Origin of the sequence: Streptomyces sp. NPDC093149, from assembly GCF_044754145.1 — a bacterium.
In the GTDB taxonomy this organism is placed as follows: Bacteria; Actinomycetota; Actinomycetes; order Streptomycetales; family Streptomycetaceae; genus Streptomyces.
The window spans coordinates 140,005-161,120 of sequence record NZ_JBIVON010000011.1; the positions used below are offsets into that span (position 1 = coordinate 140,005).

Sequence of the window (21,116 nt, forward strand, 5' to 3'; positions counted from 1 at the left end):
TTGTTGGTCGAGTGAGGCGAAACAACGAGGGCTCCGCGGCGCGGCTGGAGCGGGGCAACTTCACCCCGCCGCCGCGCGCCGCGGGGTCGTCTGCTGATGCGCCCGGCGAGGTGACGTCCGTCGGCAGCGCCAGCCGGCTGGCCCCGCGCAACTGGCGCGTACCCACTCGGCTGAACGCGATCCTCCTGATCCCCGTGCTGGTCGGCCTGGTCATGGGCGGCTTCCAGGTGAAGGGGGCGGTCGACACCTGGGGAGAGGCGCAGGACGCCGAGAAGACCGCGCTGATCGTGCGCGCGGCCTCCGAGTACGGACAGGCCCTCCTCAACGAGCGGGACCTCTCCGCTCAGCCCATCCTCTCGAACAAGCGCGACGCCGCCGTCGTCGACCGGGTCCGGGCCACCACCGACGCCGCCGCGGAGAAGTTCGACACGGCCGTCAAGGACATGCCCGAGAAGCAGGGTCTGGAGCGGCGGCTCCGGCTGTTCCGGCTGGAGGAGCCCAAACTCCCCGAGCTGCGCAAGGCCGCGTTCGCCGAGGCCATGGACCCGGTGAAGACGGAAGAGGGCTACGTCCAGGTGCAGCACTCCCTGATGGAGTTCTGCAACGAGCTCGGTCTGGGCACCGGCAACATCACCAGTTACGGCCGTACGGTCTACGCGCTCGAGCTCGCCAAGGCTGCAGAATCGCTTCAGCGCTCCATCGGCATGCATCTGCTGGTGCGTCCGAGCCGGCAGAGCGCCAAGTTCGACGCCCAGGTCAAGGCCTTCGGCTCGTACAACTACCTGGAGCAGATCGCACTCGGCGAGTTCATCTCCGGTGGCACGGATGCCGACGCGGCCCGGCTGAACGAGGTCCTGACCGCCAAGGCGGCCGAGGGGTCGAAGAAGCTGAAGAAGGCCAAGGAGCAGGCCGACGCGGCGGGCGTCCCGTTCGTCGAGCCGCCCAGCGTCGACGGCTCGGTCTTCGACGGCATGGCCCAGCAGATCGGGCAGGGCCAGTCCCCCGAGAAGCTGGCCGCCAAGGGCATCACCCCCGAGACCTGGATGGCGGCCGCCACCGCCAAGTTCGACGGCTACACCACGGTCGAGAACGAGCTGGTCGACAAGGCGGTGACCGACGCCGCGAACATCTCGTCCGGCGCCAAGAAGGACGCCATCGTCAACGCCGCCGTCGTGGTCGTCGCGCTGCTGGCCGCCTTCGTCCTGGCCGGGCTGATGGCCCGCCAGATGAGCCGCTCGATGCGACGGCTGCGCACCGCCGCCTTCCAGATAGCCGAGCAGCGCCTGCCGATGCTGGTGGACCAGCTCTCCCGGACCGATCCGGGACGGGTCGACACCCGCGTCCAGCCGCTCCCGATCAACAGCCGGGACGAGATCGGCGAGGTCGCCCGCGCCTTCGACCAGGTGCACCGCGAGGCGGTCCGGCTGGCGGCCGAGCAGGCCATGCTGCGGGGCAACGTCAACGCGATCTTCACCAACCTGTCGCGCCGCAACCAGTCGCTGATCGAGGGTCAGCTGACCCTCATCACCGACCTGGAGAACAACGAGGCCGACCCGGACCAGCTGGACAGCCTCTTCAGGCTCGACCACCTGGCCACCCGGATGCGCCGCAACGGCGAGAACCTCCTCGTCCTCGCGGGCGAGGAGCCGGGCCGCCGCTGGAACCAGCCGGTCCCGCTGGTCGACGTGCTCCGCGCCGCCGCCTCCGAGGTGGAGTCGTACGAGCGCATCGAGCTCTCCGGGGTGCCGGAGACCGATATCCACGGCCAGTCCGTCACCGACCTCGTGCATCTGCTGGCCGAGTTGCTGGAGAACGCCACCACGTTCTCCTCGCCGCAGACCAAGGTGCGGGTCACGGCGACCCGGCTGCCCGACGGCCGCGTGATGATCGAGATCCACGACAAGGGCATCGGTCTCACCGCGGAGGACTTCGCCGACATCAACCACAAGCTGGCCAACCCGCCGACCGTGGACGCCACGGTCTCGCAGCGGATGGGTCTGTTCGTGGTCGGCCGCCTCTCCGACCGGCACGGCATCCGGGTCCAGCTGCGACCCTCGGGCGAGCAGGCCGGAACCACCTCGCTGGTCATGCTGCCGGACGCCATCACCCACGGTGGCGGTGGCGAACCGGCCTCCGCGCAGGACGACTTCACCGTCTCCTCGATCATCCCGCAGCAGCAGACCTTCGAACAGCCGGCGTCCCAGCCCCTCATGCGCACGGCGGCGGAGCTGGGCTTCGACGACTCGCGCTACGAGCAGCGGTCGGCGGACGCCGCGCAGCTGGACCCGGTGGGCCGCTCGCTGGTCCGTGAGGAGCGCCGGGCGGCGCTGGAGGCCCAGACGGTCGGCGAGCGCCCGCAGTTCCCTCAGGAGCCGTACGCCGGGAACCAGGCCGCCGACGGTCCGTATGCCGGGGCCGGGTACGCCCAGGAGCCGGGGCAGCAGCCGTACGGACAGGCGCCGTACGGGGGCGGCCACGACGCCCACCGCGGTGACGAGGGCTTCGCCGAGCCGGTCGGCCACGCCCCGCAGGGTAGCTATGCGGAGGCGGCATACGGGGTCGGCGAGACCGCGCAGCCGTTGTACGAGGAGCAGTTCGCTTCCCGGTCCCACCAGGACGAGTGGCCGAATCAGGACACCTACCAGGGTGTGTACGAGCCGTCGGCACAGGTCGAAGCGGAATCTGTCCCGAGCACCCCCGCCGAGCCGCAGGAGCGCGTAGGCTTCGATCGTCCGGGACCCACCCCGAACTCCGGCCACGAGCTGACCGAAGCCGGTCTGCCGCGTCGGGGCGGTCAGCAGCACTGGCAGCCCACCGGCCGTGGCAACAACCGGCCCGTCGCCGCGCGGCAGCCGCAGCCGCAGCAGGAGGAACTGCCGCAGCAGCAGTCGCCCGCGCAGCAGGACGGAAACGGCTCCGACGACTGGCGCTCGACGAACGACGAGCGCTGGGAGCGGGCCGAGAAGCTCCGGGAGCCGAAGGCGGGCGGGATCACCCCGTCCGGGCTTCCCCGGCGGGTGCCCAAGGCCAATCTGGTCGAGGGTACGGCGGAGCAGACCCTGCAGGACGGTCCTCAGGTCTCCCGCGCCCCCGAGGACGTCCGCGGCAGGTTGAGCAACCTGCGGCGGGGCGTGCTGCGGGGACGTAACGCGGGTTCGGACGCAAGTAATACCTACAACCAGGAGCGTTAGTGTGAGCCCGATGAGCCAGGCGGCGCAGAATCTCAACTGGTTGATCACCAACTTCGTGGACAACACCCCCGGGGTGTCGCACACGGTGGTGGTCTCCGCCGACGGACTCCTGCTGGCCATGTCCGAAGGATTTCCGCGCGACCGCGCCGACCAGCTGGCGGCTGTCGCCTCCGGCCTGACCTCGCTGACCGCGGGCGCTTCGCGGATCTTCGAGGGCGGCGCCGTCAATCAGACCGTGGTGGAGATGGAACGCGGATTCCTCTTCATCATGTCCATCTCCGACGGATCCTCGCTGGCCGTTCTCGCCCACCCGGACGCCGATATCGGTCTGGTCGGGTATGAAATGGCCCTTCTTGTCGACCGCGCGGGCAGCGTCCTCACCCCGGACCTCCGTGCCGAACTTCAGGGAAGTCTTCTTAACTAATAGACAGACAGTGCGTTTCGCGCCACCGCGCCATAAGGTGCGGTGGCGCGGACCTACTGGAATCGGGACCGGCAGGCGGAGGAGGAATCGTGACAACACCCCCAGGCGGACACCGGTACGACGGTGACCGGAACGTAACGGGTGAGCACGGGGACAACCGTTTCAACTTCCCCTCCGCACCCAGCGGACAGGGCGCCCAGCAGCCGTACCAGTCCTATCAGCAGCCGCAGCAGCAGCCGGGCTCCCCCCAGGGCCCCGGATGGCCTCCGCAGCGGCCGCACCACTACGACTCGCCCCCGTCGCCCCGCATTCAGCCCGTGCAGCCGCGACAGGCCCCCGAACCGGCCGCTCCGGCCGCGCACAATCCGCTGGTCCGTCCGTACGCCATGACAGGCGGCCGGACCCGACCGCGCTACCAACTCGCCATTGAGGCGTTGGTCAGTACCACGGCCGATCCGTCCCGGTTGCAAGGGCAGTTGCCCGAGCACCAGCGGATCTGCCGGCTGTGCTTCGAGATCAAGTCGGTCGCCGAGATTTCGGCACTGCTCTCGATCCCGCTCGGCGTTGCCCGAATCCTCGTAGCCGACCTGGCAGAGGCCGGACTCGTCGCTATCCATCAGCCCGGCGGCGACGAGTCCGCCGGCGGCCAGCCAGATGTGACACTGCTCGAAAGGGTGCTCAGTGGACTTCGCAAGCTCTAGCGGCGGAGCAGCCCGCTCCACTACCTCCGCGAAGATCGTGGTGGCAGGGGGCTTCGGCGTGGGTAAGACCACGTTCGTCGGTGCCGTTTCGGAGATCAATCCGCTGCGCACCGAAGCCGTGATGACGTCCGCGTCCGCGGGCATCGACGACCTGACGCACACCGGGGACAAGACCACCACGACGGTGGCCATGGACTTCGGCCGCATCACCCTGGACCAGGACCTGATCCTGTACCTCTTCGGTACGCCCGGACAGGACCGCTTCTGGTTCATGTGGGACGACCTGGTCCGCGGCGCCATCGGCGCCGTCGTCCTCGTCGACACCCGCCGCCTCGCCGACTGCTTCCCCGCAGTCGACTACTTCGAGAACAGCGGACTCCCCTTCGTCATCGCCCTCAACGGCTTCGACGGACACCAGCCCTACACCCCCGACGAAGTCCGCGAAGCCCTCCAGATCGGACCCGACACCCCGATTCTGACCACGGACGCGCGGCACCGGGCGGACGCCAAGAGCGCGCTGATCACGCTCGTGGAGCACGCGCTGATGGCGCGGCTTCGGTAGGGCCCGGCGGACATGCGGAAGGCCCCGCACTCCTTCGGGAGTGTGGGGCCTTCCTGTTGCGCTGCGTCCTGGGGCCGGAGCGGGCTCAGCCCTGCCAGGAGTGCGGGGCGCGGAAGCCCGGGGTGCGCTCCAGGCGGCGCCATCCGGCGGTGCTGCGACCGCGGTGGGCGGGGGTCGCGGCGGGCTTGGCGGCGGCGCGGGCGAGCAGGACCGCGGTTATCGCGGCCAGCTCCTCGGGGTCGGCAAGACCCTTCTCGACACGCAGCACGGACTCGCTGGCAGTGCTCATGGGTGGTTTCTCCGTCTTCTCGGCAGGTCTTCGCGGGCTCGGCAGGGTCGCCGCAGGGGCGGCGGGCTACTGCGGCGGGTTGCCGTGCTTGCGGGACGGCAGGTCGGCGTGCTTGGAGCGGAGCATGGCGAGCGAGGCGATCAGTACCTCGCGCGTCTCGGCGGGGTCGATGACGTCGTCGACCAGGCCACGCTCCGCCGCGTAGTACGGGTGCATCAGTTCGGCCTTGTACTCCTTGACCATGCGCGTCCGCATGGCTTCCGGGTCCTCGGCGTCGGCGATCTGCCGACGGAAGATGACGTTGGCGGCACCTTCGGCGCCCATCACAGCGATCTCGTTGGTCGGCCAGGCGTAGGTCAGGTCCGCTCCGATGGACTGGCTGTCCATCACGATGTACGCACCGCCGTACGCCTTGCGCAGGATCAGCGAGATCCTCGGCACGGTGGCGTTGCAGTACGCGTAGAGCAGCTTCGCACCGTGCCTGATGATTCCACCGTGCTCCTGGTCGACCCCGGGCAGAAAGCCGGGTACGTCCAAAAGGGTGACGATCGGAATGTTGAATGCATCGCACATCTGGACGAAGCGGGCCGCCTTCTCGGAGGCCTCGATGTCCAGGACACCGGCGAGGGTCTGCGGCTGGTTGGCGACGATCCCGACGACCTGGCCGTCGAGCCGGGCCAGGGCGCAGACGATGTTGCGGGCCCAGCGCTCGTGGATCTCCAGGTAGTCGCCGTCGTCGACGAGCTCCTCGATGACCTTGTGCATGTCGTAGGGGCGGTTGCCGTCGGCCGGCACCAGGTCCAGCAGGACGTCGCCGCGCCGGTCGGCCGGGTCGTCGCTCGCCACGGTGGGCGGGTTCTCCCGGTTGTTGGACGGCAGCATCCCGATCAGGTAACGGACCTCGGCGATGCAGGTCTCCTCGTCGTCGTACGCGAAGTGCGCGACGCCCGAGGTCTCGGCGTGCACATCGGCGCCGCCGAGGCCGTTCTGGGTGATCTCCTCGCCGGTGACCGCCTTCACGACGTCCGGTCCGGTGATGAACATCTGGGAGGTCTCACGGACCATGAACACGAAGTCGGTGAGCGCCGGGGAGTAGGCCGCGCCGCCCGCGCACGGGCCGAGCATCACGCTGATCTGCGGGATGACACCGGAGGCCCGGGTGTTGCGCTGGAAGATCCCGCCGTATCCGGCGAGCGCGGACACGCCCTCCTGGATACGGGCGCCCGCGCCGTCGTTCAGCGAGACCAGCGGGGCACCGGCCGAGATGGCCATGTCCATGATCTTGTGGATCTTGGTGGCGTGGGCCTCGCCCAGGGCGCCGCCGAAGATCCGGAAGTCGTGCGCGTAGACGAAGACCGTACGGCCGTCGACCGTGCCCCAGCCGGTGATGACACCATCGGTGTACGGCTTCTTCGCCTCCAGGCCGAAGCCGGTCGCCCGGTGCCGGCGGAGCTGCTCGACCTCCTTGAACGAACCCGGGTCGAGAAGCAGCTCGATGCGCTCACGCGCCGTCAGCTTGCCCTTGGCGTGCTGCGCCTCGGTCGCGCGGTCACTCGGTCCGCGGCGGGCCTGCTCGCGCAGTGCCAGCAGTTCGGCCACACGGCCACGGGTGTCACTCGGCTCGCCCGGCGTTTCGTCCACAACGGTCATGTACCGACCCTACGAAGCCCGGCAAGCAAATCCTGCCGTCGACTCCGTACAGTCTCCTGACCCGTTTCCTGGTGGAGCCGGACAGAATCATGGCGACATGCACGCGAAGTACCAGCCCCTGCGGGTCCGTCTTTGTCCAGGTCCGACAAAGGCTCACTGTGGTCCGCTGCACATTCCTGTCAGCCTCGGGGTGTCGGCCGGATGGGCGTCCGGGACCTTCCGGACGCCTTCGATCCGGCGTCGCACCGGGTCGCCGGGGTGAGCGACGGTCAGCGGCACCGCCTCGCAGAAGGCGTCCCTGACAGCGGCCGGCATGACGTCGGAGGCGTTCGGGCGGAGCGGCACCCGATGATCGGTGAGCAGGCTGCCGATCCGCCTCTCGACCGCCCGTCCGTGGCGTGCACGGCGCAATCCGGCGAGAATACCCCGGCCGTGCGGCCCCACTCTTTCCGGGCCCGCGAGAGGCGAGCCGCTCGAGCAGGTCGCGGGCCTGTCCGGACCGGCCGGACAGGGCACCGCTCCCAGCCCTCGGACACACTCCGGTCACCCGGTGTCTACCGGACGTCACACCGCAGGGTGCCTCCCTCGGTCCCCGGGCTGACCCTCAGCACCAGCCGCCGTCCGGTGGCGCGCACCTCGATACCCGGGTCCGCCGTGACGACCTCGTGCACCGGCCGGTCCCAGACCACGTCCACCGGCGCACCGGTACGGTCCGGCCCGCTGACGCACACCGTGGTGGTGCGCCGCCCCTCCCGCACGAGCACGCTCGCCGCGGCCGTGACGGAGAGCGGGCCGGCCGCGCCCGGCTGCCAGAAGTTGGCGGCGGTCAGCCTCAGCGAGGGGACGGCGACCGCCTGCGCGGCTGCGGTGTTGGCGTGCACCGTCAGCCACTTCCGGTCGGCCGCACGGGCGGTGACGGCGCGCCGGGAGGCACCCGGCATCAGCAGGTAGACGTAGTCGGCGTCGACGGGGTCGGTGCCGTGGTCGAGCCAGAGCGTCTGGTAGCGGCGGGTGCGGCGCTCGGTGGAGCTGGTGGTGTTGATGTCGGACCAGGCTCCGGTGCGGTCCTCGCGCAGGGTGCGCAGCTCGGCGCCGCCGGGCAGGATCCAGCCGCCGTGGCCCTCCAGATGGGCCCAGCGGGGGGTGGTGGAGGCGTCGACGGTGAGCGGTTGCGTGCCGCCCTCCCCGAGCATGCGGTTGTCGACGATCGTCTCGACGGGGACCTGGTCGGTGGCCGTGATTCCGGCACCGAGGCAGATGACCGTATCGGCGGCGCAGAACCACGACTTGCGGGCCTCCAGGGTCGAGCCGAGGCCCTTGAGGTGCTGGCCCACCGCGCCGAACTCGCCGTCCGTGGCGCCGCCGACCCAGGTCACCGCGGGCTTGGGCGCGCCCCATTCGCCGCCCGCCCGGTCGGCGAGCCGCTTGGTGGACACGGTCGTTCCGGGCAGCCGGTAGAAGTCGACGGTCGGCCAGAACCAGTCGGTGTACTGGTCGTTCTCGTTCTCGCCCGGCCACCAGTAGAGCATTCCGGCGCCGGTGTGCCAGCCGCGCGGATTCTCGCCGTTGCCGCACTCGTAGTGCGAGATCCGCGCCGAGGCCATGGAGATGCCCGCGGCCCAGTGCGGGCGCCGGTGCACGGCGCGGGCCATGCCGGCGAAGAGGTGGTGGCCCACCCGTTCGGGCGCGGCCGGTACGGCGGTGGCCTGGACGGCGTGCAGCCGGGCCAGGTCCGCGATGCCGAACTGCCGGGCGGTGAGGACCGGGCTGGTCCGGTCGCGGGCGATCCAGCCCTTGATCAGCCCGTGCCACCGGTCGCGTTCGGCGGCCGAGGCGCCCGCGGCGAGGAGCGCGATCCCGGCGATGATCCCCTGCCCGTGGAAGTGGTCGCCGCGCATCACCCGAAGTTCGTCGCTCTTCAGGAGTCCGCGGCTGATGGCACGGCCGTTGACGCTGTCCATGACCAGGCCGTTGTAGATCAGCGGCGCGTACGCCCGCTCGACGCTGTCGAGGATGACCTGCCGGGCCGGGTCGGTGACGGCCCAGCCCGATCCGGCGAGCAGCGCGAACAGGCGGCCGAGGCCGTCGAGCATGACCTGGCCGTAGGTGCCCGAGTAGGCGACGGTGGTGTGCTGGATGAACGATCCGTCCGCGTACAGGCCGTCTCCCCCGGTGACGTACGGGAAGACGGGTGACAGCGCGTCCCGGGCCAGTGCGATCTTGGCGGGGGCCCTGCCGAGGACGCCGCGCAGGGCGACGGAGCGGCACAGGTCGACGCGGTTGGCGCCGGTGGAGGTGCCGCTGTAGTCGTGGAGCACGGAGTCGGGGATGAAGTGGTCGACGGCGGCGCAGGCGGCCTCGACGCGGGCCGTGCCGAGCTGCTCGTACAGGACGGACGTGATGTCCATGAGGATGCGCGGGCTGCCGATCTGCCACTCCCACCAGTTGCCGTAGGGCGTGACGGAGGCGTGGTAGGCGGTCTGCGCCAGGTGGTCGTAGCCGCGGACGATGTCGGCGAGGAGAGCGGCGTCGCCGGTCGATCCGGTGCCGGGCTGGGCATACGCCTGGGTCATCGTCCACAGGCGCCCGTAGCTCTGGGTGATGCCGGACGGCGGGTCGTACGGGATGCCGGGCCACAGCGAGCCGGTGGCCGGGCTCATCGTCGTCCGGAATCCCCGGGCGAGCGTGCCGGTCCCGGTGAGGCGGGAGGCGAAGGGTTCGGCGGCCGCGTCGTAGCCCGAGCCGAGCGCGATGTCGGCCCAGCGTCGGCGCAGGACGTCGAACTCGTCGGCCTCGGCGGCGGTGGCGGCCGTCCCGGATCCGGGCAGTGAGAGCGCCACGGCGGTGGCGGCCGAGAGGGTGAGCAGGGTACGGCGCGGCCATACGGGCGGGTTCGGCATGTGCGGCTCCAGGTCGTCGGGGGGTACGCCATCGCACGCGGGATGCGGGGTGGGTGCGCACGGTGCGTACCCACCCCGCATCCTGCGATCTCAACTACCGCAATGGAAGCGGGCGTCACCCCAGTCCGCGTGGTCGTTGCCGTTGCCGTCCCCGCCGTCGCCGACGACGAGTTCGACGTACTTGGCACCGGTGACGTCCGCCGTGAGCGGCCAGGCGTTGTCGGCCGCCTTCAGGACCGGTGACTTCACCTTCTCGGTGCCGTCAGCCGTGACGCTGAACTGCACGCTGCCGCGTGACGTCTGTACGTCGTCCACGCCCACCTGGGCGGTGAAGCTGGTGCACCGGCCGCCCAGGTAGTAGCGGATCCTCGCCGGGGCATGGCTGCCGAGGCCCTTGGTGTAGACGGTGCCGCCGATGGTGAGCGGGGTCCCGTCGCCGCTGCCCTGCTCACCGTTGGAGAGGTCCCGCTCGACGGGGCCCCAGCCGTTCTCGGCGGCCGTCCAGTCGAGATCGCTGGCCCAGCTGTCGGTGGTGGGCGGCGGCGGCAGGGTCCGTACGGAGGTCTGCGCGCCGAGCGTGCGGCGTGCGCCGCCGACCGTGTACGACACCTCGGAACTCAGGCCGTAGGTCTGGTACTTGACGTCCACCGGCGGGGTGACCCGCCAGCTGCCGGTGACCTGGGCGCCCGCCGCGACCGAGTCGAAGGCGACGGCGCCCGCGGGCTCCGCCTTCCAGCCCTGGGGGACGGTCAGGCTCAGCGCGACGCCGGTGGCCGCGGTGGCCTCGTAGTTGGTGAAGCTCGCCTTGACGGTGTTGGCCGCGCCCGGCTCCAGGGTCTCGGCGCCCGCGTCGACGGCCAGCGTGCCGCAGGCGGCGATCTCACCGGCCGGGGCCGGGCCGAGATCGGTCACGGTGAACGCGTCGAGGACGAAGTCGGCGCCGTCGGGCGCGTCGCCGCGCTTGCGCAGCCCGGTCCAGGTGTCGCCGCAGCCCGCGGTGACGGTCTCGGAGAAGTGGCCGGTGGTGCGCTGCTGTCCGATGGGGGTGGCGCGGGTCTCGACCGAGCTCGGCTTGCCTTCGGCCGTGATCCGGTCGTAGCCGTCGACCCACTCGTACGCCCCGGCGTGGCTGGACTGGTAGTCGTACTCCACCTTGTACCGGTGGCCGTCGGTCATCGGCACGGTCCAGGGCGCGGTGCGGTAGACGAGTCCGCCGTTCTCCTCGTGGGCCTTGAGGGACTCCTTGCCGCCGATCACGTCGTCGACGAGCTTTCCGTTCCAGCCGGCCTGGGTGTACGGGGCGTGCAGCTGGGAGATGACGGTCCGGGGGTCGGTGGAGCCGCCCGCGTCGCCTTTGAGGAAGGGGCCCCAGCCCTGGTCGACGTCCTCGAAGTCCTCGTACACGACCGTGTTCTTCCTGGTCGCCGGGGCGTTGGCGACGATCCGTACGTCGTCGGCGCGTACCGTCGCCGTGCTGCCCGCCGCCGCCTCGATACGGAACGTGGCGCGGCCGTTCGCGGGGGCGGTGAAGTTGACCTTGGCACGCTGGAAGTACGTGCCGTGCCAGTCGGACGCGGCGACGTAGTCCTTCGCGGTGGAGCGGTCCACGGCGACGGACCGGCCGCCGATCGAGAGCGTCGTGTGCCGGGTCTTTCCGGGCTGGACCTCGATGAGCGCGGACGCGGTGTAGCGCTTGCCGGGTTCGAGGCCGTCGATGCGCTGCGAGAGCGCCGCGGTGGAACCGCCGGAGAGCGCGGCGCTGTTGCGGCCCTTGTCGTCGGTGTCACGGGCGACGGTTCCGGTCTTCGACCAGGCCCTCAGCCCGTTGTCGTTGAAGCCGGGGTCGTCGACCGGGGTGCCCTGGCCCCACTGGACGTCGGCGGCCTTCGGCGCCCGGTCCGGGTAGAGGACGTAGGGCTGTCCGGCCTCGGCGGTCAGCGTGATCTTGCCGTCGACGGGCTTGACCGTGCCGGTCTTGACGCGCCCGTTGTCGGTGAGCTCGTAGACGGTGTACGTGCCCTTGGACGGCACGGCCCACGTGCTGGTGCCACCGGACCTGCTGTAGTGGTAGAGCTTCTTGCCGCCGTCCCACGGCAGCAGGTAGTCGGTGCCGCTGAGGACCTTGCGGCCGTGGTCGTAGAAGGTCCGCTTGCCGTCCTCGACCGTGCCCCGGACGTCTCCGGTGAAGGTGATGTCGTTGCCGTCCCAGCGGATGATCTTCTGCTGCTGGGCGTACTTGGCGGGCAGGTCGCGCTGCCAGATGTTGTCGTAGAAGGCGTTCCAGTCGGTCTCGCCGGTCCAGCCCTCGAACTCGTCGATGGCGGTCTGGCCGAGGACCGGGTCGTTGTTCCAGGTGTCCCGCTCGCCGTTGCGGATGAAGCGGATGATCTTCGAGTTGAGGCCCTTGTTGGTGGGCCCGCCGTAGTCGAGGTCATTGGCCCAGTGCGACCACAGGGTGCCGCGCTCGAACTTGTCGGACCATTCGCTGCCGACGTTCCAGCCCTGCTTCTGCACGGCCTGGAGGGTCTTGTCGGCGATCCAGCCGTGCGTGTAGTAGACGTCGATGTAGAGGAAGCTCAGATTGCGGTCGGTCTCGTCGCGCAACTGCTGGAAGCGCTTGGCCAGGTCGCCGCTGTTGATGTCGCGGCGCTGGTCGATGTAGTAGCTCTGGCCCAGCCAGTTCCAGCCCGGCCTGGTCTTGTCGACGAGCTGCTCGTCGAACGCCCTGGCCTCCGGGTACGCCTCGGTGGCGTTGACGTGGACGCCGAAGGTGGCGCCCCACTTCTTGCCGTCCTTGAGGAGCTCGTTGAGGTCCTTCAGCCCGCCGGCGCGCTTGTTGTAGTCGCCGCCGTAATCGGGGTGGGCGGAGTCGTGCCCCTCGGAGGCGTACCCCTTGAGGAGGGCCAGCTGCCCGAGGCCGTCCGTGGACAGCGAGATCCGCTTGACGTCGTCCAGGGTCCGCAGGAAGGGGTGGGTGGCCTGGCTGGCGAAGTTGAACGGGATGTGGGTGATGACCCGGTCCGGGGTGTCCTCGCTGCCGGGCGCCTTGATGCCGATGGAGCGGAACGCGACGGCTCCGTCCTGCCAGTCGACCTTCTTGTCGCCGTTGGCGTCGGGCGTGACGACGACCTTCGCCCAGGGGAGGTCGTCCCCGCTCTCGGGCTTCGGCGCGCCGTCGCCGCGGTAGGTCCACTGTCCGGACCAGACCCCGACCCGGACACTGCCGTCGTCCGCCTTGCGTGCCTGGTGCCAGAACCGGGCGTCGTCACCGCCGGTGGCACCGGAGGGCTTGTCGTACGAGGAGTTGGACTCGACGGCCGCCGCGAGGGAGCCGGTGTTGACGATCGCGTACGAGGCTCCGGCCGGTGCCTTGTCGGGCGCGGTGTCCGCGGTGACCGGGGCGAAGACGTCGGCGGTCTTCGTCGAGTCGTTGTCCAGCCGGGTGAAGGCGGTGGCGGCGCCGGTGTCCGTGGAGCCGACGGAGACCAGGTCGTGGCCGGGTATGTCGATGGTGCCGACGCGGAACGCCTCGGTGTCGCGGACGGCCGTGACCTTGAAGGTGGTGGCGCGTCCGGAGACGGAGAGCGAGGCGTCGATCTCGATGCCGGGCAGGTCGGTGAAGGTCAGGGTGTAGCGGGCGACCGAGCCTGTGACCGTGGGCGAGCCCTTGAGCTTCACGGGGTGCGCGGTGCCGTTCAGGGTGACGGCGGTGACCGGCTGCGTACTGCCGAGCAGTCGGCTGCCACTCGCCTTGTCGGTGTACGCCAGGACGCGGGGGAAGTCGTCGGCGACGGCGACCGAGAGCTGCGCGGACTGGATGACGGTGGCGTCCGCGGGCACGGCCGACTCGACTGCGGCGGGTGACGGGGCGGCGGCGTCGGCGGGGAGCGCGGTCCCCACCAGCGCCAGGACGGCGGCTGAGGCGGCGGCGACAGCGCCCGCCGAAGTGAATCTTCGTGACATGTGCTCTGCGTAGTGCCCGTGGCCGGACACCGTCAACGACGTGTGGCGGCTCGGGCCGCTCCAGTCCAACAACCGCCGTGCGTAAGTCCAAGTGGGCGGTAACGGCCTGGTGCGCTCGCTGTCGTGCGCCGGGCCGTACGTGTCCGCCGCCCGCGGCGTGGTGGCGGGCCGTCGGGGAACGGGACGGGTCAGGCGGGGCGGTTCGCCGCACGGCGGTCGGCGGCGCCGCTCGGCCCGTCGGGGGGTGCCGGGTCGGCATCCTTGCCGTCCGCCCAGGTCAGGGTGGCCACCAGGGAGCGGAAGGCGGTGCGGTAGATGCGCGGGCTGGTGCCCGTGTGGTGCTGGAAGTGGTGGCGCAGGTTGGCGGGCGTGCCCAGTCCGGTGCGGGTGGTGATGCGCTCGACCGGCTCGTCCCCGCGCTCCAGCAGGCGCTGTGCCGCCTGGACACGGGCGCGCAGCAGGTACTGGAGCGGGGAGAGCCCTGTCTCGGCCCGGAAGCGCCGGTTCAGTCCACGGACGGTGAGCCCCGCGTGGTCGGCGATGTCCTTCAGCGTCAGCGGGTGGTCGAGGTGGGCTTCCATCCAGCGGATCGTGGGCCCGAGGCTGTGCGGGCCGGCCCGGTGACGGGTCGCGGTGGGAGAGGTCACGGGGCCCGTGTCCTCCTCGGCGCCGGCGGGTGCGTGGAGCTGCAGGAAGACCTGCCGCTCGGTCTCGATCGCGACCGGGTCACCGTGGTCCAGGGTGATCAGGTGCAGGCAGAGGTCGAGGCCGCCGAGCACTCCGGCCGCGGTGTGGAAGGGGTCCGCGTCCACGACCGAGCCCTCGGGGTCGACGTCGATACGGGGATGACGCCTCGCCAGCTCCGCCGCGTGCGGTCGGCCGGTGGCCGCCCGGCGTCCGTCGAGGAGACCGGTGGCGGCGAGGGTGAACGTCCCCGTGCCGATCGCGCCGATGCGGGCTCCCCGGTCCGCGGCGGCCCGCAGGGCGTCGGCGAGCTCGGGCGGGGGTTCGGCGCGGAAACCCGCGTGCCCGGGGAGCAGGACGGTGTCGGCGTCCTCCAGCCCTTCCAGGCCCCAGGGCGTATCGATGCGGAAGGGCGCCGGGGAGCCGGTCCCGCGGAAGCCGGGGGCGGCGCAGTACCGCAGCTCGTACGCGACATGGGGGTGATACCGGGCGGCTGTGCCGAAACACATGCCCGGCCCGGTGAGTTCATGGCCCGGCACCCCGTCGAGCGCGAGGACGGCGATCACTGGCATGTCCAGAATTTAGCCGAGGGTGACATCGGGACCGCTTTTTCCGGGCGGGGCCGGTACGGAGGATGGGTGGTGCGCGGCACCGGAAGCGAGGGGACGCCCGGAGGTCGGCTTCGCCCATCCATCACGCGTACGACGCGCATCGGAACGAAGGAATCACCCATGCTCAACCGCAGTTCTCTCTCCCACGGTCCGCGGTCCCGGCGTGCGGCACGGCTCGCCGCCGTCGCCCTGGCCGCGACGGCCTGCGTCGCGGCCATGACCGGCAGCGCCGACGCCGTCGTCAACGGGAAGGACTCCACGGAGCGTTACCCGTTCATGGCGACGATCCCGCAGACGATCAAGGAAATCGACGTACACGCCCAGTGCGGCGCAACGCTGATCAGCCCGCGCTGGCTGGTGACGGCGGCCCACTGCGTCAACCCGGAGATGGTGGACGGCACCGTCCGCGTCGGGTCCGACCACCGCACGTCCGGCGGCACCGTGCGCGGCATCAAGCGGATGATCCCCCACCCCGACTACAGCTACGTCACCGAGCCCAGCACGAACGACATCGCACTGGTCGAGCTGGACCGCCCGGTCGCGCAGAAGCCCATCCGTATCGCCGACGCGGTGGGCCGCCCCGGCACCCCGACGCGGCTGCTCGGCTTCGGCACCGTCCTCAACACGGACGACCTCACCAAAGCGGTGTTCCCGGACCGGCTCCAGGAACTGAACACCCGTATCGGGGCCGTGGACGAGTGCTCGCCCGGCCGCGCCGACAGGACCCGGATCTGCACCGTCAGCCAGGTGCCGGGCGCCATGGCCTGCTTCGGCGACTCCGGCGGCCCGCAGCTCCAGCGCGGCCGGGACGGGCGCTGGGAACTGGTCGGCGCCACATCGGGCGACGGGGACACCGACCCGACCTGCTCCACCGGCCCCGGCATGTACACCGCCGTTCCCGCGTACGCCGGCTGGATCCACAAGACGATCCACACGCACCGCTGACCCGGCCGGGCGGTCATCCGGCCGCCCCGGGGCGCCCGCTCCCGAGCGGTCCGGGCGCCCCTCCGTTCCCCTCCCCCGCCGCTACCCTCTGACACATGTCCGTGATCGCCGTGCTCGTGCCCGACGGGCTGCCCGGACACCACCTCACCACCCCCGGCCTGGTGTTCACAACAGCCGCGGCCGGCCACCCCGACGCCGCCTACGAGGTGCGGCTCTGCGCCGCGCCCGGCCTCACCACCCTGGGTTCACCCGCCCCGCTCCGGATCTCCGTCCCGTGGGGACTCGACGGCCTCGCCGACGCGGATACCGTCCTGGTACCCGGCCAGGACGACGACGGCCCCCGCGACGAGCCCGCGCCCGAGGTGCTCGCGGCGCTCCGGGCCGCCGCCGCACGGGGCTGTCGCATCGGCGCCGTCGGAACAGGGGTGTTCACCCTCGCGGCCACCGGTCTCCTCGACGGCCGCCGTGCCACGACCGGCTGGCGCCACATCGGGGAACTGGCCCGGCTCCACCCCCGTACCGAGGTCGATCCGGTCGGCACGGTCGTGGCCGACGGCCCGTTCCTCACCTCGGCCGGGATCTTCGGCGGCATGGACGTCTGCCTGCATGTGCTGGCCCAGGACCACGGCGAACGGCTGGCCGGCGAGACCTCCCGGGAGCTTCTCACCCCGCTCCTGACGCACGCGGACCGCGTCCAGGAGACGATCGACCGCGAACTCACGGTGAGTTCGGGCATCGAGCCGACACTGCGCTGGCTGGAGGCCCGACTGCACCTCCCGCTGACGCCCGCGGACATCGCCGCGCACGCCGGTATCAGTGTCAGCAGCCTCAACCGGCGCTTCCACGCGCGGACCGGCGTCAGCCCGCCGCAGTACCTCCTGCGGCGGAGACTGGAGCGGGCCCGAGAGTTGCTGGAGACCACCGACGAGAAGGTGGACCGGGTGGCGGCACTGTCCGGCTTCGCCTCCCCGGCGAGCCTGCGCCACCACTTCTCCCGGCTGACGGGCACCACACCACGGGCCTACCGCACGGGCACCGGGGCGGCACGCCCGGCGAATCCCGGCGCAAGAATCTCCGGGCGTGGGGACTGAGAACGCAGGCCGGGGCCGATCACCGACCCGCTCACGAGGGCGACGGCGTGGGTAAGGGCTGTCCCGTAATCCCAGGCGGGCGCGCGACGACAGCTACGGCACCTCGCCGAGTTGCCGGAACGTCCGCATACGTCCAGTATGCGGACGTTCCTCCGCTTTGCGATGCACCGCATCCGACGCCGCGCGCTGATCCACCATGGATTACGGGACAGCCCTTAGCCACTGACGCGCTACCGACGAGAACCGCCGCCCCCGCGGGCACACCCCTCCCACCGGAGAAATCACCGACCCGACAGACTTGGCGTCAGCCCTGCGGGACAGCCGGGCTCACGGTGCGGTGCCGAGTTCCCAGAACCGGAAGACCGTCGACGTGTCCAGGCAGTTCTGCAGGCCCCGGACGTTCTCGTGCGCGACCGCGTACTGCTTTCCCTGCCACAGCGGCAGGAGCGGCAGTTGCTCCGCCACGATGTCCTGCAGTTTGCCGAACTCCTCCCGGGTGTTCGAGCGGTCGGTCACGGACGAAGTCTGCGGGATGATCCGCTTGGTTATCTCACTGTTCTCGTAATTGTTCGACAAGACATTGCCCTTGCCGAAGAACGGCTGAGTGAAATTGTCGGGGTCGGGATAGTCCGGCACCCACCCCTTGACGTAGATCCCGTACTTTCCTTCGGCGATGTCCTTCTCGTACTGGTCGAACGGGACGGACTTCATCTTCGCCTCGAACAGACCGCTCTTGTTGAGCTGATCGGCGATGGTCTGCAGCTCGTCGTCCGTGGCGGGCCCGTAACGGCTCGGCGTGGACCACAGGGTGAGTTTCACCTTGTCGGTGATACCGGAGGCTTCCAGTGCGTCCTTCGCGCGTTGAGGCTGCGCGCTGTCGCCGTAGGTGTCGAAGAAGGAGGTGCCGTGGCCGGTGATGCCGGCCGGGATGATCGAGTAGAGCGGCGCCGCCGTGGACTGGTAGACCTTGCTGACCAGGGAGTTGCGGTCGACGAGGTAGGCGATGGCCTTGCGCACACCGAGCTTGCCGACCACGGGGTCGGCCATGTTGAAGACCATGTGCTGGACCTCGGCGCTGTCACCCTGGACGACCTCGATGCCGTTCTTCTCCGCGGCGGGCGACATGTCCAGGGCGGCTATCGCCTTGGCGGTGAGGCCACGGTAGGCGATGTCGACATCACCCTTCTCCAGGGACGACTTGAGGGCCTGCTGGTCGCCTCGGAAGAGTTTCAACGTCACGCCGCTGTTCTTCACCTCGGCCGTTCCGTGGTAGCCGGAATAGACCGAGAATTCGGCCTTCGACTTGTCGATCGAATCCAGCATGTAGGGACCGGAACCAACCGCCTTGCCGCCCTGAAGCAGCCTGTCCTTGGGATAGACCCTGTGGTCCACGATGGAGCCGGCACCCGATGCGATCTTGCTGGGAAAGATGGCGTCGGGAACCTTGAGACGGAAGACGACGGTCTTTTCGTCCGGGGCACTGATCGCCGAAATGGTGGAGAGCAACGGCGCCGGGCCCGCCGGGTCATTGATTTCGATTGCCCGGTCGAAGGAGTATTTGACGTCCTCCGATGTGAGGCTGTGGCCGTTGCTGAACTTCAACCCGTCACGCAAAGTGCAGGTGTAGGTCCTGCTGCCGTCCGAGAAGCCGCAGTTCTTGGCGGCCTCCGGCACAGGTATGGAAGCCCCGGGCGGGAAGCTCAACAAGGACTGGAAGACATTGTTGAACAACAGCCAGGACCCGGGGTCGTACCCCGCGGCCGGATCTGTCGCAAGAATTCCGTCGGACATCCCGACGACCATCTTCTCCTTGCTGTCGAATGCAAAGATCTGATCGTCGGAGCCGCAGCCTGTCAGCAGCGCCATCACTAATCCCCCGGCGATGAGGATGCTCGACCACCTCGTACGAACCTTCACAGAACGTGCCTCATACTCTCGGCCGGCCGTACGGGTGCCCCCTGACAACCGGATCAGGTCAGGAACAACTGCAAACACCACGACCGTCCAGCACTGGCGGCAGTCCGGGCGCGGAGGTGCGGAACGACTACCTGTCAGGACTCGGTGTCCAACAGGAATTCTACGCGCGGTGACTGGCAGGAACATTACAAGAAATGAACGGCGGTGGACAGGTCGTGGTCGATCTTGTGGCGCGTCGAACAACCCAGTAGTACACCGCCCGGCCCGGCGGCAAACCGCGCGGCGGGGAAATCTTCCGGCCTTCGGCACCGTCGGCCCGGGATGCCCGATATCGGTACGCGACAAGGAAGACAAGCCGGGCCGAGAGAGACAGTGAGGTATTCATTGTGCGACGACAGCCACTTCGGCCCGGTCGGCATTAATCCCCTATTGCAGCAACTGTCGGCCGAATAGGTCGGACAGCAGGAATCCTCCACCTGCGGCGAGAGACCGGCCGACCGCCGGAGGCCTCGGGGGACGACCGTGTCACCTCATCCGGAGAGCACACCGGCGAGCCCGTACGGCTCCGGGCACGGATCCGGTCCACGCACCACGAACTCGCACCACACCACCTTGCCGGGATCCCGCTCCCCCACACCCCACTTGTCGGCGAGCGCCGCCACCAGCAGCAGCCCGCGCCCGCCCTCCGCATCGGGAGCCGGGTCCGCCGCGTCGGGGCACACCTCCCCGTCGCCGCTGTCGTGGACCTCGACGCACAGGACGCCGTCGGCCGGCTCCAGGTGGAGGTGGACACGGAAACCGCGACCGGGCGGGACGCCGTGCAGCAGGGCGTTGGTGACGAGTTCGCTCACACAGAGCAATACGTCGTCGGCACGGGACTCGCACGCCCAGTCGACGAGCGCCTCGCGCACGAACTGCCGTACGAGCGGCACAGAACGGCGTTCCCTGCGGTGGAACGCCTCCCGGAAGCGGGGGAGTTGAGTTGGTTCGTTCACGCAGCCAAAGTCACTAGCGTTGATCAGCGCGTCGGGTCGTACAACGCAGTTGTACGGGCTCTGACGGGTCATCCGGGATTCACGACGGGGAGAGGCAGCCCATGCACTCGGCGAAGAAGAACAAGCGGATCACGTCCTGGCACCTGATCGGCGCCCAGCTGGCGACGTTCCGCAAGGCGGCCCGGATGACACAGGCGGCACTGGCCGACCGGTGCTGCGTGGGTGAGGACACGATCGCGTCGATCGAACAGGGACGCAGGCCACTGCAGGTGGACTTTGCGGCTCAACTGGACGAATTGCTGGACACGAAGGGGGTGTTGCAGGTCGCGGTTTCGAAAGTGCCGCAGAAGGAGCGGTTCCCGGCGTTCGTCCAGGACTTCGTTGAGTACGAGCAGGAGGCAGTGACACTGCTCTGGTACGAGAACCAGGTAGTGCCCGGGTTGCTCCAGACGGAGGAGTACATCCGGTTCGTCTTCTCCTGCCTCTATCCGCCTCTCGAAGAGGACGAGCGGGAGGAGTGGGTGGCGGGCCGACTCGACCGACAGAAGCTCCTCGAACGCAGACCCCGCCCCATGCTGCACTTCGTGCTGGAGGAGAGCATTCTGCGCAGCCAGATCGGGAACCCCGCCATGCTCCGGGAGCAGATCCGGCATCTGCGGCAATGCATGGAACTCCCTTTCCTCGGGCTTCAGATCATGCCGATCAGGCTCCCGAAGCACGCCGGGCTCGCGGGGCCGATGGTGCTACTGGAGACCCCTCATCACGACCACCTCGCCTACGTGGAGGGGCAGCTGACCAGCTACCTCCATGAGGACCCAGACGACGTCAGCGTGCTCCAGCAGAAGTATGGGATGCTGCGTTCGCAGGCGCTCTCCGTCGAGCAGAGCGCCCGCCTACTGGACGAACTGCTTGGAGAGACATGACCCGCGCAGCACACCCGGACCCCTCCTCGACCACCCTCGACTGGTTCAAGTCCAGCTACAGCGCGAGTGAAGGCGGTAACTGCCTCGAAGTCGCCTACGACTGGCGCAAGTCCAGCTACAGCAGCGACCAGGGAGGTGCCTGCGTCGAGGTGTCCGCCCACCCCGCCGCCGTCCACATCCGTGACTCCAAGGTCACCGACGGCCCCGTCCTCACCGTTCCCCCCGCCGCCTGGGCCGCCTTCCTCGGTGCTACGGCCTGAGGCGGACACC

Annotated in this window: 16 protein-coding genes; 8 read left to right on the forward strand and 8 right to left on the reverse strand. The window is 69.8% G+C overall.

The features are described from left to right. Positions 1–11 precede the first annotated feature (11 nt). The 4 genes from ACIQCZ_RS29555 (at position 12) to ACIQCZ_RS29570 (ending at position 4,878) form a co-directional block, all read left to right on the forward strand. On the forward strand, positions 12–3,191 hold the full coding sequence (locus ACIQCZ_RS29555) for a nitrate- and nitrite sensing domain-containing protein (RefSeq protein ID WP_402286451.1): 3,180 nt from the start codon (positions 12–14) through the stop codon (positions 3,189–3,191). 10 nt (positions 3,192–3,201) lie between these two features. Then, entirely contained in the window at positions 3,202–3,615 is a 414-nt protein-coding gene (locus tag ACIQCZ_RS29560; RefSeq protein WP_006127847.1) for a roadblock/LC7 domain-containing protein, read from the forward strand. An 89-nt stretch (positions 3,616–3,704) separates the two neighbouring features. Then, positions 3,705–4,316 (forward strand): DUF742 domain-containing protein, encoded by a 612-nt coding sequence (locus tag ACIQCZ_RS29565; RefSeq protein WP_402286454.1) that lies wholly within the window; start codon positions 3,705–3,707, stop codon positions 4,314–4,316. Beyond that, positions 4,297–4,878: an ATP/GTP-binding protein gene (locus ACIQCZ_RS29570; RefSeq protein ID WP_014048542.1), complete on the forward strand. Its 582-nt coding sequence runs from the start codon at positions 4,297–4,299 to the stop codon at positions 4,876–4,878. The genes ACIQCZ_RS29565 and ACIQCZ_RS29570 overlap by 20 nt, the downstream gene beginning before the upstream one ends. An 85-nt stretch (positions 4,879–4,963) precedes the next feature. On the opposite strand, the gene ACIQCZ_RS29575 is transcribed toward ACIQCZ_RS29570, so the two are convergent. The 6 genes from ACIQCZ_RS29575 to ACIQCZ_RS29600 all read right to left on the reverse strand — a co-directional run bounded on the left by ACIQCZ_RS29575 (position 4,964) and on the right by ACIQCZ_RS29600 (position 14,936). Continuing rightward, positions 4,964–5,167, reverse strand: coding sequence for an acyl-CoA carboxylase subunit epsilon (locus tag ACIQCZ_RS29575; protein WP_361447088.1), 204 nt, complete (start codon positions 5,165–5,167; stop codon positions 4,964–4,966). A 66-nt stretch (positions 5,168–5,233) separates the two neighbouring features. Beyond that, a complete protein-coding gene (locus ACIQCZ_RS29580; RefSeq protein WP_402286456.1) occupies positions 5,234–6,817 on the reverse strand; it encodes an acyl-CoA carboxylase subunit beta in 1,584 nt (527 codons plus the stop codon). Between the two features lie 153 nt (positions 6,818–6,970). Next, positions 6,971–7,228 (reverse strand): hypothetical protein, encoded by a 258-nt coding sequence (locus ACIQCZ_RS29585; RefSeq protein ID WP_402286458.1) that lies wholly within the window; start codon positions 7,226–7,228, stop codon positions 6,971–6,973. A 143-nt stretch (positions 7,229–7,371) separates the two neighbouring features. Continuing rightward, complete coding sequence (locus ACIQCZ_RS29590; RefSeq protein WP_402286461.1) at positions 7,372–9,717, reverse strand: polysaccharide lyase 8 family protein; 2,346 nt, start codon at positions 9,715–9,717, stop codon at positions 7,372–7,374. A 90-nt stretch (positions 9,718–9,807) separates the two neighbouring features. Further along, positions 9,808–13,680, reverse strand: a complete 3,873-nt coding sequence (locus ACIQCZ_RS29595; RefSeq protein ID WP_402286463.1) for an endo-alpha-N-acetylgalactosaminidase family protein — start codon at positions 13,678–13,680, stop codon at positions 9,808–9,810. A gap of 188 nt (positions 13,681–13,868) precedes the next feature. Continuing rightward, on the reverse strand, positions 13,869–14,936 hold the full coding sequence (locus ACIQCZ_RS29600) for a GlxA family transcriptional regulator (protein WP_402286466.1): 1,068 nt from the start codon (positions 14,934–14,936) through the stop codon (positions 13,869–13,871). 159 nt (positions 14,937–15,095) lie between these two features. On the opposite strand from ACIQCZ_RS29600, the gene ACIQCZ_RS29605 reads away from it, so the two are divergent. Next, the gene (locus tag ACIQCZ_RS29605) at positions 15,096–15,920 is read left to right on the forward strand and encodes a S1 family peptidase (protein ID WP_402286468.1); all 825 of its coding nucleotides are present in this window, start codon (positions 15,096–15,098) and stop codon (positions 15,918–15,920) included. A 95-nt stretch (positions 15,921–16,015) separates the two neighbouring features. After that, positions 16,016–17,011: a GlxA family transcriptional regulator gene (locus ACIQCZ_RS29610; RefSeq protein ID WP_402286471.1), complete on the forward strand. Its 996-nt coding sequence runs from the start codon at positions 16,016–16,018 to the stop codon at positions 17,009–17,011. A 327-nt stretch (positions 17,012–17,338) separates the two neighbouring features. On the opposite strand, the gene ACIQCZ_RS29615 is transcribed toward ACIQCZ_RS29610, so the two are convergent. Together ACIQCZ_RS29615 and ACIQCZ_RS29620 are read right to left on the reverse strand one after the other, a co-directional pair. Next, positions 17,339–18,928 (reverse strand): ABC transporter substrate-binding protein, encoded by a 1,590-nt coding sequence (locus ACIQCZ_RS29615; RefSeq protein ID WP_402286473.1) that lies wholly within the window; start codon positions 18,926–18,928, stop codon positions 17,339–17,341. 530 nt (positions 18,929–19,458) lie between these two features. Further along, the gene (locus ACIQCZ_RS29620) at positions 19,459–19,923 is read right to left on the reverse strand and encodes an ATP-binding protein (protein ID WP_402286476.1); all 465 of its coding nucleotides are present in this window, start codon (positions 19,921–19,923) and stop codon (positions 19,459–19,461) included. A 101-nt stretch (positions 19,924–20,024) separates the two neighbouring features. Between ACIQCZ_RS29620 and ACIQCZ_RS29625 the strand changes: the two genes are divergently transcribed. Next, positions 20,025–20,846 carry a helix-turn-helix domain-containing protein gene (locus ACIQCZ_RS29625; protein ID WP_402286478.1) on the forward strand — a complete coding sequence of 274 codons (822 nt, stop codon included), beginning with the start codon at positions 20,025–20,027 and terminating at the stop codon, positions 20,844–20,846. Beyond that, positions 20,843–21,106, forward strand: a complete 264-nt coding sequence (locus ACIQCZ_RS29630; RefSeq protein ID WP_402286479.1) for a DUF397 domain-containing protein — start codon at positions 20,843–20,845, stop codon at positions 21,104–21,106. Before ACIQCZ_RS29625 ends, ACIQCZ_RS29630 begins: the two co-directional genes overlap by 4 nt. Positions 21,107–21,116: the final 10 nt, after the last annotated feature.

What these genes read in the sequence shown, in the direction of transcription:
- ACIQCZ_RS29560 (WP_006127847.1), top strand. Translation starts at nt 3,202, where the DNA reads ATGAGCCAGGCGGCGCAGAATCTCAACTGGTTGATCACCAACTTCGTG.
- ACIQCZ_RS29575 (WP_361447088.1), bottom strand. Translation starts at nt 5,167, where the DNA reads ATGAGCACTGCCAGCGAGTCCGTGCTGCGTGTCGAGAAGGGTCTTGCC.
- ACIQCZ_RS29580 (WP_402286456.1), bottom strand. Translation starts at nt 6,817, where the DNA reads ATGACCGTTGTGGACGAAACGCCGGGCGAGCCGAGTGACACCCGTGGC.
- ACIQCZ_RS29590 (WP_402286461.1), bottom strand. Translation starts at nt 9,717, where the DNA reads ATGCCGAACCCGCCCGTATGGCCGCGCCGTACCCTGCTCACCCTCTCG.
- ACIQCZ_RS29595 (WP_402286463.1), bottom strand. Translation starts at nt 13,680, where the DNA reads ATGTCACGAAGATTCACTTCGGCGGGCGCTGTCGCCGCCGCCTCAGCC.
- ACIQCZ_RS29600 (WP_402286466.1), bottom strand. Translation starts at nt 14,936, where the DNA reads ATGCCAGTGATCGCCGTCCTCGCGCTCGACGGGGTGCCGGGCCATGAA.
- ACIQCZ_RS29605 (WP_402286468.1), top strand. Translation starts at nt 15,096, where the DNA reads ATGCTCAACCGCAGTTCTCTCTCCCACGGTCCGCGGTCCCGGCGTGCG.
- ACIQCZ_RS29610 (WP_402286471.1), top strand. Translation starts at nt 16,016, where the DNA reads ATGTCCGTGATCGCCGTGCTCGTGCCCGACGGGCTGCCCGGACACCAC.
- ACIQCZ_RS29625 (WP_402286478.1), top strand. Translation starts at nt 20,025, where the DNA reads ATGCACTCGGCGAAGAAGAACAAGCGGATCACGTCCTGGCACCTGATC.
- ACIQCZ_RS29630 (WP_402286479.1), top strand. Translation starts at nt 20,843, where the DNA reads ATGACCCGCGCAGCACACCCGGACCCCTCCTCGACCACCCTCGACTGG.